The sequence below is a fragment of the Mechercharimyces mesophilus genome, assembly GCF_059818345.1.
This window is the reverse complement of record NZ_JCBAPH010000001.1, coordinates 294,947-309,529: the sequence shown is the minus strand read 5'-3', so window position 1 is coordinate 309,529 and position 14,583 is coordinate 294,947. Positions and strand designations below refer to the sequence as shown.

Genomic DNA, 14,583 nt, shown 5'->3' with positions numbered 1-14,583 from the left:
TATCTCCTTGATAAGTCTACTGCCTTCAAATCAGTAAGAAGCATCCCTCTCGTGACCACAAGCGGGATGCTGATAAGTAGCAATCGCCATCATTTCAACGACGGAGGTCGAAAACCTGTGACGGGGGTTGACCACACCGCTTCTCTAAAATAATGCTTTTAGTCGTATCAATACCAGAATTTCTTTTATTAATAAAAAAGAGAGTAAAGAGTATTAGCCCTAACCTCTCTTCTCCATTCAGTAACATATAAAATTAGGTCCTCGCAAAACTATAAAGAATTCGATTAAATCGGTCTGGTATTTCAGCAAATATAGTGTGCCCTATTTCTCTGAAAAGGATCAGTGCCGAGTTAGGTGCTATTCGGTTTAGCCTAACAGATGATTGGAAATTGACTACTCGATCCGCTACACTATCTAAAATGAGGATAGGTGTCTGTACATTCGAAAATACCTCTTTGGCACTAAGGGGCTCATGGAGAAGTAAATTGCCTCTAATCTGCGATGGTACCAACGCTACATAAGAGAGAATTTCCTCTAAGTTATTTCTAGGAATCTCACAATTAAACAGTAAAGATATGAACCGACGAAGTCCAACCGAAGTGACTTGGAGGCATGGATTTGTTAACAATGGTATGTCATTTAAAAACTCTGGTCCAAGAAGTGAACTCGCAATCGGGGTATTGATATCAATTGGGGCTGCCACAAACATTATCCCCTTTATTCGTGCTGTACCGAACTTTCTAATATAGTCTGCAAACCATGTTCCCCCTATTGAATGAGCAACTACAATCGCATTGTTTATATTTAGCCTTTTCAATACATTGTTAATGTCTTCAGCATACAAAGATCCACTTATATAATCTTTGGCGTCTAGAGATTTAGGTTGAGACGCCCCTTGTCCTCTCATATCAATGGCGATCAGTCTAAAATTTTTTAATAGTAACGAGCTACTTAATTGGAAATTCCATATAAGCCAAGATTCACTATATCCATGAATAAATACAATCGGTCTTCCTTTTGGATTTCCAGTAACCTTTACTGATATTTTGAAGTTATTTGTACTGGGAACAGTTACTTTATCAATTTTATCTAAGTTTAAGATCGGTGATCGAGGACATGCTCTACATATATTAGGCATAGTATCTTCCCTTCTTTAAATATGTCTTAATATACTATGCTAGTAGCCTCCTCGGGGACTGTACTCATATTATTTTGGATTTATACCTCTGTTCCTCGCTAAACCTATGCTTATTACCCAATTCCTAATCCATAAAATTTACTTATCTGTAATTATAAGTACAGGCACATGCCAATAACACCCTACATATAGTAAGTAATACCTGACGTGTGGACGGAGTTGGAGGTGGTGGCGTGTCAGGTCTAATTTCAGCGATTGCCTTGATGCTGAAAGAATTCGTCGTCTTTGTCTCCTATATTAAGAATAATGCCTTTCCCCAACCTTTGAGCGAAAATGAAGAAAATCGTTATTTAAACGAAATGGCAACGGGTAATTCCGAAGCACGTAATGTGTTGATTGAGCACAACCTACGTTTAGTCGCTCATATTTGCAAAAAATTCGAAAATACCTCAGAAGAGACAGAGGACTTAATCTCCATAGGAACCATTGGGCTGATCAAAGCCATTGAATCCTACAGGCCCAATAAAGGAACTAAGTTAGCAACTTATGCAGCACGCTGTATCGAGAATGAAATCTTAATGCACCTTCGTTCACTTAAGAAGGCGCGCAAAGATGTCTCTCTACACGATCCCATCGGAAAAGACAAGGAAGGGAATGAGTTAACACTAACTCTTTGTCTGTGTAAGTAAGATGAGGAGTTGAGTACGTATGAAGATGCCGTCCACCATTTTCATCATCATAGCTGTTGTTTTTGTAGTATAAGGTTCTGGTTCAATTGGTGGGGTATACCGTGTGAAATCGGTGTTAGGCTAGATTCAGATAGTGTTCCAGCACACTTCAATCATTCCATACTACTTTTTTAAACGCTGTCCTTCACAAATTATGTAGCAATCCGCACCGATTTCTTTACAGAGTATTTCAACGGGGGACTTGCTAATATTGGTATCATTACACTCTCAGGCGACTCTACGAACCACAAATATATTCCACCGTATTTCTCCCGATTCATTCCGCGTGTGATAGCTGCGACGGTTCAACTCAATTTATGGATGGCCTATTTTCGATACTCTTTTATTTCCCCTCACTTTTCTCCTTTTATGAGACAACATATGTGCTCCGGTCCCTCCTATTTATTCTTACTTTACAATCTCCATAATTTCTAACTGTAAAGTCACGTTTATTTTTCGAAACAATGATATTACCACTTACACAAAATCTTTTTCTACATATTGTATTAATATGATACCAATATATCAAATCGTATTAAAAGAGGATGAGTATAATGGCAATTAGTCCTTCTATATGTAATGTTTTAGGTGAGATATTAGGAGCAGGTAGTTCGATACAGAATGGAGTTTGCGTCGCATTTAATCGCCGAACTTTCCGAGCAACCACCTTAAATAAACGAATTCATGGCCCCCTAGTAAATATATTCACTTTCGAGTCGACACCCGCCCCTGGAATTACATTAAATTTAGGTACAGTCACCCTGTTGGACCATGAAATCACTCCCTTTGTTAAACAGCTACAACGAGCTGGTAGAGTAAAAGTAAGCTCGATTTCTAACATAAGTATAGCAACTACCCCTTCATTAACTAACGTTTATTTCCAATCAGTAGGGAATCCCTTTTTATTCGCCCAAAGTGTCAGAGGGGCGCTTAATGTCTTAAACAATGTTGGGACCCTCCCCACTCCTAAACCTACACGAGCTTTTGAAAGTGTATGTGACCTCTTCTCGAAAATTGTAGGTGGAAGCCCCGTTGTCTCTTTTAGTGATACTTGCTTAGCTCTCAGCGGTCGCTCCATTCCCACGACCATTCAAGGCCATTTAGCCACCTCTTTTCTCGCTCTTCCACTCAATTTTCGTTTTGAATCCATCCAGCCAAATGCCAAAGCCATTTGTAACGGTACCGTTGGCTTATTAGAAAATGAAGTGAATCCTTTTATCGAAGCGATTAATCAGCAAACCCATCTTTTAGATTCGTCTTTATACTACCGTTGGCTTAATCAGAGCCCTCAAATCCGTATTTTTGAATATGTCGCTTGTGTGAACCCCATCTTATTTGCCCTGAAATCTGCGGCGGCATTACAGGTGTTAAACCGCTAATTGAGAGTATCCTAGTCACTAGACATCCAGGTCCAGTCAGATGCTCAACAATGTAAAATGGGCATCTTCTCGATCACCCATAAGAAAATTCGACTCTATTCGATGAAGACATCCATCCAAGTGCGCAAGAACCTCTTAAAGAGGGATTTCACCACAACGGGAATGAACCAGAAGTGGTTAACAAATCTGACCTATGTCCACACCTCTCAAGGTGGTCGTGCTATTTAGACTCAGTGATGGATCTCCACTTGAAGAATATTGTTGGCCACTCTTTTTCCCGTCGAATGACCACCGAGGTGATTAGGAGAGCCATTAAAAGTGCTTGTCTAGCGCAATCATCTGCTCCAGGACTCATCTTACATTCGGACTTAGGTTCCTTCCAAAAAAGGGCATAAGTACTCTCATTTTATATTAGATTCACTTGGTTTCGATTTGAATAATAGGATTAGATCCCTTTAGATATTATACTTATACTCACTTTTCGATATTGGAGGATAAGGAACTTGAAGAATATATCGAATAACTGGATTGATGGTTTTTGGGACTTTATAACTTATCCTCTACTACTCCTTACCGTCCCAATTACATGGATATATTTACGAAAAAGATATTTCAAAATATTTATACATATTCAATATAATATTCTTACTATTAACATTTCACTTGATCCATTGGACAGCATATGTAGGTGGATTTGACGATGGACTTAAAGCAGTGTCTTCTTTCTTAGGTAAAGGAAGCATCATTGCTTTAGACAACAGTATCCTCGAAGAATATTGATCAGCTCTTTCTTGAACCATCAAACTTCCCGGAGCCATCATCCTTTCCTAAACCAACTTCTTTTCCTGAACTATAACCTATTTATTCTTCCTCTCCACTCTCTGAGCAGTCTTACTCCAAATTTTATCGAATAAGACTGCTCCATTTCCTTCTTCCTATCCACTCTAATGTTGATCCTGTTTGCTACTCTCTACTACAATCCGCTCTCTCCTCCACTCATTCCACGCGGTCCCCTCGGTCCTCTCGGTCCGCGTCTTCCTTGTGGCCCTCGTGGACCCTGTGCTCCTGTTGCTCCTGTCGGACCAGTTATCCCTGGGGAGGTTAGCCCCACCTTCACAACATAAGCATCCGTATTCCCTCTATATTGAGTCTGAAAAGCATTAAATGTAACCGGAAAGTCAGATGAATTAGTCAGTCCAGTAAAGTAACCACTTCCTTGCGCGTCAACAGCCACCGCTCTTCCAAAATCTCCAGTCTGAATATTCCCACTCCCTCCTAAATAAGAAGAGAACGAAAGTCCTTGTCCAGAGTAGCTGAGTTGAGTAACGTAAGAATTACTAGAATTGTTTGAAATTCTCCTTTGAAAAGCATCTGAGGTAACGGGAAAGTTCGTAGAGGGCGTTCGGCCTGTCACCCAAGCCGCTCCAAAACCATCCACCGCAATTCCATTTCCTTCTACAGTCGCAGATGGCGTTATCCCTCCTAAATAAGTGGAATAGACGGGCATACTTCCTCCGATATTCAACTTGGTGACAAATGAAGATTGTATCGGAGGAAAAATTGTTTGAAAGGCATTGTTGGTCACCGGAAAATTGGTAGAGGTTGTTCTTCCGGTTACATAAGCATTTCTTCCGCCATCCAAATCAATAGCTCCACCAGAATCATCACCGTTCCCACCCAATAATGTGGAGTATGTAAGTGCCGAACCCGAGACATTCAATTTTGTCACATATGCCATGCTCGATCCCCTAAATATCGTTTGGAAAGCTCCTGGTGTCGTTGGAAAGTTAGTTGAAAGTGTTTGCCCTGTAACATAAGCTTGATTGTTTACATCAACGACAATCCCTGAACCTATTTCGCGATTTGTCCCCCCTAACAAGGTGGAGTAGACCAAAGCTGTGCCGGTTGGATTCAATTTGATTACAAACGCATCACTTATCCCACGAAGAATGGTTTGAAAGGCACCCGCTGTGGTGGGAAAATCGCTCGATTCCGTATTACCGACCGCATACGCATTATTCATTCCATCAACAGCAATGCCGTTTCCAAAGTCTTGTCCTCCTCTCCCACCCAGATACGTGGAATACAGAAGCGACGTCCCTGTAGCATTTAGTTTGGTAACAAACGCATCTAGGTTTCCTGAGTAAATTGTTTGGAAAGCCCCCGATGTCACGGGATAATTGGTTGATTGCGTATTCCCTACCACATAAGCGTGCGGAGTAGTATCTAAAGCAATGCCATTCCCACTATCAGCCGCAGTTCCTCCAATTAACGTGGAATAGACGAGCGCAGAACCATCTGGAGTTAATTTACTTACAAAAACATCGTTACTCCCCGCATTCATCGTCTGGAATGCACCCGATGTAGTAGGGAAATCGATGGAACTGGTTACCCCTGTTACGTATGCATTGCGGGAGGTATCAACGGCGATCCCATTACCATTATCTGTTCCTTCCCCTCCTAAGAAGGTAGAATAGAAAACCACCACCGGATCAATGACCAGCATCTGTTCAGGATGGTAGGCATCCTTCTCAACGACAAATCTGATAGAACCATCTGCCTTGCGTTGAAAATCGGTAGGAACGAACTTTTTTCCTTGCGATGTCTCTTGATAGCTTATGGGCTTTTCTTCACGGAGAATACCTGCGGATGTATACACCAATAAATCCCCTTGCTCATTTAAGCAGATGTTGTCTGCACCTTCGTATCTCAAACAAATGTGCTCGATACATGCCCCGGGATGAACAAACAGATCGTACTTTAACTCCCCCTCACCCCATGAAAACACCACATCAATTCCCTGCCACAAACCTTCATAGATGACCCGCTGGTATCCCTCTTCTTGTTGCACTACTTCCTTAGGGACCACTTCATCATATGCACCTACAAATCGCAACATTAAATCCGAAGAACGGCCCAGTGTAAACCGTACTCCCCCTGACAGAAACGTCCATTGAATACCTTGTTCCTTCGCTACCATGGCACCTCCTTCATTCTCCTTATTGAACAAAAAGGAGAATGTCCTAGCTTCAACATACTTCATGCCAATCACTCCCTCGAATCATGTTACGCTCATTACACCTCCTTAAAATATACGGCACATACCTTTGTACACATTACTAGTTATTTATAGATAACTGTGACTCACTCTAATTATACGATCATCTGTTTGCTTTTATTTGTGATCTATCGCTTTTTTCGATCATATTTTCTATAAAATCTCAAATAATAGCGTCCACTTGCCTTCCTAACGAAAACTCCGCTTACACGCTGAGGAACCTAAAGGCGGTTAAATAGACCAAATCAACTACATAGGTATTCCTTTCATCCCTCTACACGGGGATGTTTTTGTTTGCACTCAAAAACACCGCGCTGACAGCTCGGTGCTTGTTTTTAACCCTTATAGGTACATCACTATACTCCGAATCCCGTTGGCTGATCGCGAGGGGCCCTCAGCGGATTACTTCTTTTTTTCGACGCTATACACATAATAGCCGACAATAACAATCAGCATAAAAAGCATCATTGTTTTTCCAACTGTTATAGCGTCACCGACTTTCGAGGATTGGTCGCCACCTCAGACCTTAATCAATAGTACAAATTGAATTATAGCATAATTCCAAACTTAATAGAGAAATTTATGGTACAATGGAAATACGGTTAGTAGATTCGCCCGAGCGGATGGCGGTGAATCTCCTTGAAGGGAGGTGTTTGACATCTCCTGATGAAAGGGGGTGATCGCCATAGAATGGCTTCTTTGGCTGATGAAAGTCTTCTACTATGCGTTAGGAGCCCTTATCTCCTTGATAAGGATCTTACGTGATCGGAAGACAGCAAACAGTAAGAAGCATCCCGCTCGTGGCACCGAGCGGGATGCTAGCAAGTAGTAACCCGTAACACCGCCATGTAATCGGCGGGAATCGAAAACCGTGTGACGGGTGTTACAGCACCCGTCTCTTTTAATATAATGCTCTTGGCATCATCATATACCAATATACCCACGATTGCAATGAGCTAATCCTGAATTTTCTGTTCTATATTATTGAGCCATAGCCTCCATATCACTCGCTGAACTTCATCCATTCTCTCTCATCTTTCCTCTTCCGCGATATTCGATCTTATAATATTCATGTAGTTCCACCTACCTGGAATGTCATATCCTCACGCATAGCTTGTTACACTACTTCACTTCCGAATGATTGACCCGATGGATCGAGCTCAGCAAGTACCTCGTTGAACCCTCGCTTGTATTCCCCATCTCATCTTCCCTCTAGAGACTTAACCTTTTTGCGACACTTACTTCACACATCTCTAGAGCACAAATGAATCGAATACGAAAAAACCACAACCGAACCTATACCACTCTGCCCATGAAACCCTTTCATCAAACTACTATATCCTTATCTATTTATTTGTTTTTTATGCTGTAGTTATGTAGCTAAATCTACTAACTTGCATATATTAGTATTAGCTAGATTACTATTTAATCTAGTATGTGAGGTGAAAATATCATGGGGAAAATTAGCTCCTATTTTCTAGGTGCGATGATTGCATTAGCGGGAGTTGCAGTGGGGTTAGGTCTGAGTGCAAGCGGTTTAACCATTGCGGTCGCAAGCAACCCACTTTTGACAAATCAACTAATGAATCTGACTTTTTTTATCGGTATCCTTCCAAGTATTTTGATCTCAGTTATTGCTCTTGTCATTTTGTTCATTAAAGATTGATCAAGGGAAATTACTTTTTCAATTTCTTCTGAAAGAAGTAATCCGCTGAGGGCCACAAACCTTCTAGCGGATTACTCCTACCTCCTAAACTGAGTTTAATCGTTTGTCTAGACGACTAGCTATCCGATTGTCCCATATACCAAGACGATTTTTCGTGCATCCATCATATACTCTTGTCATCATCCTATACAAATAAGCCAACCATTCCCATGTACTAATCCTGGATTTTTTTCTCTATATCAAGCCATAGCCTCCATATCACTCGCTGGACTTCATTCAATCGCTCTTCCCTCTCCTCTTCCGTGATCTTCGGTGCTATAATATTAATAGTAGTTCCACCTACCTGTAACGTCATATCCTCACGCATGGGAACCACCTCAGTATATCCTATGTGGCACATATCGAAGGACTAGCCAATAAATTCAAGAGGTGTTTATGATGGAAAGGGTCTGTATCTACCTTCGGAAAAGTCGAGCAGACTTAGAAGCAGAAGCACGAGGTGAAGGGGAAACACTTGCCAAACATAGAAAAGCACTCATGCAGGTCGCTAAACAGAAAAAACTGAATATCATAAAAATTCGTGAAGAGATTACCTCCGGTGAAAGCCTCATTCATCGCCCTGAAATGATGGTGCTACTAAAAGAAGTAGAGGCAGGTATGTATGATGCTGTTCTTGTTATGGATATGGACCGTCTTGGTCGCGGTAAGATGCAAGAACAGGGAGCGATCCTGGAGACCTTTAGAGAGTCGAACACGAAGATCATTACCCCACGCAAAACCTATAACTTATCGGATGAATTTGATGAGGAATATAGTGAGTTTGAAGCGTTCATGGCACGGAAAGAACTGAAAATCATTACTCGTCGTCTCCAAGGAGGGCGTGTTCGATCCGTAGAAGAGGGCAACTATATCGGCACCCGTCCACCCTATGGTTACAACATCCAAAAAGATGAACGTGGTCGCTACCTTGTTCCACACCCTGAACAAGCACCCATCGTCAAGATGATTTTTGAGTGGTACATCCACGAAGACCCCAATCTACGAATGGGGACCAATAAGATCGCTAATGAGTTAAACCTCCTCGGCTATACCAACTATAGCGGAAACAAGTGGAACAACTCCTCTGTCCTCAATATCATCAAAAACGCCGTCTACGCTGGACGCATTCAATGGAAGAAAAAAGAGAGTAAATCCGCCAAAGAAGCGGATAAACGTCGTGTTGTTCGTACCCGCTCAACAGATGAATGGATTGACGTAGAAGGAAAGCACGAACCCCTCATCTCCATGGATACATACCAAAAAGCACAAGACATCTTGAGGAGTAAGTCCCATGTCCCCTACCATCTCAATGGAATGACGAACCCCCTCGCGGGTTTGATTCGCTGTGACATGTGTGGGCATTCTTTGTCCTATCGCCCCTATCCCAATCAGCTCCCACATTGCATCTGTGCCAATCGTTTGTGTAAGAACCGTAGTAGTAAGTTCCACTATGTTGAGGAGCGGGTCCTCTACTCCCTACAAACGTGGCTGACGGAGTACAAGTTGGAATGGAAGGAAATGAACCGCCCACAAGAGTCCAACCAGTCCATTGAGTTCAAAGCAGTAGCCATGGAGAATCTGCAAGCCGAGCTGAAGAACCTCCAATCGCAAAAAGGACGGCTTCATAACTTCCTGGAGCGAGGCATATATGATGAAGAAACCTACTTGGAACGTTCCAAGAGCCTTGCCCAGCGAATCAAGGACATCACTGAAGGATTAAAAGTAGCCGCTGCGGAACTAGAGAAAGAAAAGGAACGGAAAAAAGCACAGGTCAACATTATCCCCAAGGTGGAACAGGTCTTGGAGATCTATTGGCAGTTAGATGATGCCAAGCAGAAGAATGCACTCCTCAAGAACGTATTAGAGAAAGCCGTGTATCGAAAAGAAAAGTGGCAAAGGGAAGACCAATTCACCTTGTCCATCTATCCGAAAATGTAGAAGAACGATATCTGTCACAGATAAAAAGTAAGTGTAAACGAGATCACGCTCATTGATGTATTAGGTACCGAACGCGATGAAGTCGTCGATCTAGTGCAGATGAAAATCGAAAAGAAAAAAATCTACAACAACTTGCATATTTTAGACCAAAGAGAACAAGAAGTTATCCGCAAGAGATTTGGTTTGCAAGGAGGTTCAGAAAAAACGCAACGCGAAATCGCTAAGGAATTGGGCATCTCACGCTCTTACGTATCACGCATTGAAAAACGAGCGCTGATTAAGCTCTTCCATGAGTTTTATCGCATTAACTCTTCTAAGAAGAAATAACCCCATCTCCTGAGTTACATTTCGTCATTCAATCGTAGGGGAGCATCAATGGAGAATCAGTTCCTTGAGGAACTTCAGAGAATTGGTTCCAAAGTGGAAAATAATGTGTTAACAAACGGATGTTTGAGCTAGATCGAGAGGTAGAACGGACGAAGAGAAGATTTCCTTATGGACGCTCATCCATTCGTTCTAGACACTTTCTCACTTCCTTCTCCTTACATACTTCTCCTTCATTCCGACTTATGGATAGAAACAATGGCAGGAGAAAATAAAAAGTTTATAACCTAATAGTACATCGGGGAGATGCTTACTCACATAATATGAGTGGGCATCTCTCATTTGATTATCCCACTACCCTCATCAAGCGTGATAAAATATCTTGAGGAAAGAAGAGCGACCCACAAGCCGTATCATCTGAAGGAGTATCATGAGAAAATCGATAACAGCCAAGTTATTTATACTTATTCTGCTTAGCTTCTTAGCATTGATTACCATTCAACTGGTCCTACAACAAACGTTTCTTAAAGGTTATTATATCGATGCTAAGGTAGAGCTATTGGAGCAGGAACTTTATATTGCCTCACTCGAATTACCCAATCTTTTCTCAGAAGAAAACAATGGTGAAATCGATCTCATTCTTGAGGAGTTAGCAGGGATCGCAGATGCTCCTACCTTGCTCTACCAAGAGGGGGATTTCCGTGATCATCGTACTGAACTCATCAGTCGAAGCCAATTTGTATTTCAAGCAGAAGATGGTGTGCAATATGCTCTTTTTCCTACAGAAGCTATTTTTGAAGACGCCTTTGCTGAACTACAACCCGGAGATCAGGCCCTCATTGAAGGAAACATCATTAATGATGAACTCATCTATATGAACCATTACAATTTAGATACTGAGGATTCCTCACAAGAACTGGATGAACCCCTTCTGCAGGAGGACCGAACTCTCACCGTTCAGTTGAAAGGAACCATCCTCGAAAAGCAGGACAAGCAGGATCATTTAAATGAGTTGAACTATATCCTCTTGCATAAGGCACTTACCTACCTAACGGATAAAGAGGAGATTTGGGATGTTGATGAACTTCCTTTTACCTATCAAGGGGAAGAATTCGTCATGGTGATCCACCCGATAGAATCAGAAGACGAGAGCTACCTTTTCAGTTTAATCCCGCAACAGCAGATCGAAAATACCCTTACAATATTACGTCAGTTTACGCTCTATCTGCTGGTAGCCGTTATTTTATTATCTGTACTTATTGCTTTATTCTTTTCACGCAAAGTAGCCAAGCCTATTATCAAAATGAATCAAACAGCCTCCTATATGGCGAAAATGAACTTCGATCAACAAATTGAGGTACGTTCCGAGGATGAGCTCGGACAATTAGCAACCAATCTCAACACCTTAGCAGTTACACTCAATCAGACACTGGAGCAACTGCATCAAGCCAATGCCCATCTAAAGGAGGAGATGGAGCTTGAACGACGTAGTGAGCGCCTACGAAAAGAATATATGCTCCACTTCTCTCATGAAATGAAAACACCTCTTGCCATACTTCGTGGGATGTTAGAAGGACAGTTGGACGGAATATATGATCGGGAGAATCCGGTCTACATCCAACGTCTTTTGGCAGAGTTGGATGACATGGAAAACAAAGTTACGCAAATCCTTCAGGTTTCCAAAATGGACGAAATGATTGATGATCAGGATCGAGATGATTTTGAACTAGACCAGCTCATCATAGAAACCACTGATAGCATGCGAACCTTAGCACAGAATCATGGGATAGAAACAACCTTTCACCTCTACCCATTTAAGCTCCATGCGAATAAAGAAAGCATTCATGAAGTCCTACGAAATTTATATCAGAACGCCATTCAACATTCGCCACCTGGAGCATCTGTCGATATTGAGATGAAGCCATTGACCGAAGGCTGTTATTTCTCTATACAAAACTCGGGTACACACTTATCTGAGGATGAGCGCACACGTATCTGGAACTTGTTTTATCGCACGGATGAATCACGAGCGAAAGTACCAACAGGTACTGGAATTGGACTTTATGTAGTCAAACAGATTCTCGAACGTCACCATTATCCATACGGAGTGCAAAATACCGATCAGGGAGTCTTATTCTATATTCTCTTCCGTTCACAAAGTGCGGATTAATCTTATGTATCTTTACTGGATCAGTCTAGATCTCCACCTGATTCCCCGATATTTCAATTTGTGCTGAAACGAGTTTGATGCTCTTATCTTTTAACTTGTAGAATCCCGAGGAGAAAGAACATGAATAAAGCCATCTTAGTGATTGAGGATAATCAAAAGTTAAGAACCATTATCAAGGATTACTTTCGTCACGCTCAGTTCGACGTTTTTGAGGCAATCGATGGAGTCGCCGCGTTTAACATGTTGGAAAACCATTCGATCGACCTCATCATCTTAGATATCATGCTCCCAGGAATGGATGGGTGGAGCATACTCGAGAAAATTCGTCGCATTTCTGAGATTCCAGTCATCATGCTAACTGCTCTATCGGCTGATGAAGATCACCTCAAAGGATATCAATTAAAGGCGGATGATTACATGACCAAGCCTTTTCGTCCTTCTATCCTCGTCGCCAAAGCGAAAGTATTAATAGAGCGGGCATCTGGTAGCCTCCTCCACCCACCCAATACCCTTATATCAGGAAATATTCGTATCAATACCCTTACCCATGAAGTATGGGTAAGGGAACAACTTTTATTGTTAACAAAAAAAGAGTATGAACTCTTGCTCTATCTCATGAGTAACCCCGGACGTGTACTTACTAGAGAAAACATCTTAAATTCTGTCTGGGGGATTGATTATATCGGAAATGAACGGGTAGTAGATACTCATATTAAGAAACTTCGTCATCATCTTGTTGACCAGGCCGTCCATATCAAAACCATCATAGGGTATGGTTATCAATTCGAGAAAAATCCATAGACCATGTCAAAAAACCTCCTGATCCAATTGGATCAGGAGGCAGGGTAAGATTACCTACGAATGATGATGAAGCGAAGTGGATTCCACCGGTTGGGGTGAAGTCACTTGCTTGGGTTGAGAGAGTGGGCGGACCCAACGTTGTACCATTTTATCTAGTGGCTTTTCCACCCAATAATGAACTCCGATGCTAATTGCCATGATCACCACAATACTAATCGTAAAAGCAACGGATGGAGAGAGGTACTCATCTAACACAAGTAGGTCATAGAAACTGAAAAACATCAGAAGTAGCGGGTAATGAACCAAATAAAGTGCATAAGAAGATTGTTCTAATACCTGAATCACTCTCGGTATACGAATTTCTTTTCCTTGATCTAGACCTGCTCCTCCCAAAATCAAGAGACAACCCGATATACCAAATAGCACTTCCAACGGGACCCCTTCCATTGTCCCATCGATCATATAATACCATGTAAACCCATATCCACCTATGCCCGCAAACAGGAGCGCATAACTTCCTTTCACGTTCACTCTTAGTACGATAGCAGCCACCAAACATCCTAGCAGAAACTCCAGATTATATAAGTTTAGTACAAGCCCCAACCACGGTCCTTCTAATCCTTCTTGAAAAAGAAATACATAACCACTTAGTAGAGCAACGATCACCAATGGCATTTTCATAATCGGTCTCCAGATAACAAGAGCGATCATAACATAGAAAAACAGAATATGAGAGATTGACCAGGTGGTATCCAAAATGTGCTCCGTATCAGGAAGTACGAACACGGAACTCCATAACACATCCCATGGATAGGCTTCCCACTCATCAACTGTGCTCAGCAATATCCACGATAGGATGAAAAAAAAGATCGTCAACACCCAGATTAATGGGAATATACGTGTAGCACGCTTCATTAGAAATTTCTTGGCCTCTCCCGGCACACCCATTTTCCTCTGATAGATATAATAGAGGAGAAAACCACTCATAACAAAAAATAAGTCAACGCCCCCGGTTTTTTCAATCATCATCATGTACATAAAGTTTACTTCGAAGATATGGGCAGCATGAAGGAACAAAATCAGGACGGGTGCAATCGCCCGAAAAGATTGTAGCAACGTTAATTTCTTCATTTGAACATCTCCCTTCAAGGTTACTCCCCTCACTTTAGCGAGCGGATGTGTATTCCTTGTGTTTTTCTAGGGATGGATGTTCAACTTTTTTATACTGTATTTAATTGATCTTTTTCCTATCGCCTGCTATAGTACCGTGTGAAGGAGTGTACAGAGAAAACTCTTATCAGAGGACGGACGGTCCATCCTCACAGAGACGGAGGATTCATCA

Annotated in this window: 9 protein-coding genes and 2 pseudogenes; 8 read left to right on the top strand and 3 right to left on the bottom strand. The window is 41.8% G+C overall.

What is annotated here, in order from left to right:
* Positions 1 to 253: 253 nt before the first annotated feature.
* A complete protein-coding gene (locus tag AC6RGY_RS01670; RefSeq protein WP_499859209.1) occupies positions 254 to 1,138 on the bottom strand; it encodes an alpha/beta fold hydrolase in 885 nt (294 codons plus the stop codon).
* A gap of 233 nt (positions 1,139 to 1,371) precedes the next feature.
* Here AC6RGY_RS01670 and sigK point away from each other — a divergent pair.
* Both sigK and AC6RGY_RS01660 read left to right on the top strand, forming a co-directional pair.
* Positions 1,372 to 1,806, top strand: a pseudogene (gene sigK, locus AC6RGY_RS01665) (RNA polymerase sporulation sigma factor SigK); the annotation flags it as partial.
* A gap of 614 nt (positions 1,807 to 2,420) precedes the next feature.
* Positions 2,421 to 3,245 carry a DUF1259 domain-containing protein gene (locus tag AC6RGY_RS01660; protein WP_499859206.1) on the top strand — a complete coding sequence of 275 codons (825 nt, stop codon included), beginning with the start codon at positions 2,421 to 2,423 and terminating at the stop codon, positions 3,243 to 3,245.
* A 973-nt stretch (positions 3,246 to 4,218) separates the two neighbouring features.
* Here AC6RGY_RS01660 and AC6RGY_RS01655 read toward each other — a convergent pair.
* Positions 4,219 to 6,288, bottom strand: a complete 2,070-nt coding sequence (locus AC6RGY_RS01655; RefSeq protein WP_499859200.1) for an SBBP repeat-containing protein — start codon at positions 6,286 to 6,288, stop codon at positions 4,219 to 4,221.
* Between the two features lie 691 nt (positions 6,289 to 6,979).
* On the opposite strand from AC6RGY_RS01655, the gene AC6RGY_RS01650 reads away from it, so the two are divergent.
* The 6 genes and pseudogenes from AC6RGY_RS01650 (at position 6,980) to AC6RGY_RS01625 (ending at position 13,241) form a co-directional block, all read left to right on the top strand.
* Complete coding sequence (locus tag AC6RGY_RS01650; protein WP_499859197.1) at positions 6,980 to 7,132, top strand: hypothetical protein; 153 nt, start codon at positions 6,980 to 6,982, stop codon at positions 7,130 to 7,132.
* A gap of 624 nt (positions 7,133 to 7,756) precedes the next feature.
* Positions 7,757 to 7,969: a hypothetical protein gene (locus AC6RGY_RS01645; RefSeq protein ID WP_499859193.1), complete on the top strand. Its 213-nt coding sequence runs from the start codon at positions 7,757 to 7,759 to the stop codon at positions 7,967 to 7,969.
* A gap of 438 nt (positions 7,970 to 8,407) precedes the next feature.
* Positions 8,408 to 9,946, top strand: coding sequence for a recombinase family protein (locus AC6RGY_RS01640; protein ID WP_499859192.1), 1,539 nt, complete (start codon positions 8,408 to 8,410; stop codon positions 9,944 to 9,946).
* 36 nt (positions 9,947 to 9,982) lie between these two features.
* A pseudogene (locus AC6RGY_RS01635) lies at positions 9,983 to 10,273 on the top strand (sigma-70 family RNA polymerase sigma factor); the annotation flags it as partial.
* Between the two features lie 427 nt (positions 10,274 to 10,700).
* Positions 10,701 to 12,440, top strand: a complete 1,740-nt coding sequence (locus AC6RGY_RS01630; RefSeq protein ID WP_499859190.1) for a sensor histidine kinase — start codon at positions 10,701 to 10,703, stop codon at positions 12,438 to 12,440.
* Positions 12,441 to 12,560: 120 nt separating this feature from the next.
* Entirely contained in the window at positions 12,561 to 13,241 is a 681-nt protein-coding gene (locus AC6RGY_RS01625) for a response regulator transcription factor (protein WP_499859187.1), read from the top strand.
* A 54-nt stretch (positions 13,242 to 13,295) separates the two neighbouring features.
* Here the strand turns inward: AC6RGY_RS01625 and AC6RGY_RS01620 are convergent, their stop codons facing one another.
* Entirely contained in the window at positions 13,296 to 14,372 is a 1,077-nt protein-coding gene (locus AC6RGY_RS01620) for an acyltransferase family protein (RefSeq protein ID WP_499859183.1), read from the bottom strand.
* Positions 14,373 to 14,583 lie beyond the last annotated feature (211 nt).

What these genes read in the sequence shown, in the direction of transcription:
- AC6RGY_RS01620 (WP_499859183.1), bottom strand. Translation starts at nt 14,372, where the DNA reads ATGAAGAAATTAACGTTGCTACAATCTTTTCGGGCGATTGCACCCGTC.
- AC6RGY_RS01655 (WP_499859200.1), bottom strand. Translation starts at nt 6,288, where the DNA reads ATGAAGTATGTTGAAGCTAGGACATTCTCCTTTTTGTTCAATAAGGAG.
- AC6RGY_RS01640 (WP_499859192.1), top strand. Translation starts at nt 8,408, where the DNA reads ATGGAAAGGGTCTGTATCTACCTTCGGAAAAGTCGAGCAGACTTAGAA.
- AC6RGY_RS01645 (WP_499859193.1), top strand. Translation starts at nt 7,757, where the DNA reads ATGGGGAAAATTAGCTCCTATTTTCTAGGTGCGATGATTGCATTAGCG.
- AC6RGY_RS01660 (WP_499859206.1), top strand. Translation starts at nt 2,421, where the DNA reads ATGGCAATTAGTCCTTCTATATGTAATGTTTTAGGTGAGATATTAGGA.
- AC6RGY_RS01625 (WP_499859187.1), top strand. Translation starts at nt 12,561, where the DNA reads ATGAATAAAGCCATCTTAGTGATTGAGGATAATCAAAAGTTAAGAACC.
- AC6RGY_RS01670 (WP_499859209.1), bottom strand. Translation starts at nt 1,138, where the DNA reads ATGCCTAATATATGTAGAGCATGTCCTCGATCACCGATCTTAAACTTA.
- AC6RGY_RS01630 (WP_499859190.1), top strand. Translation starts at nt 10,701, where the DNA reads ATGAGAAAATCGATAACAGCCAAGTTATTTATACTTATTCTGCTTAGC.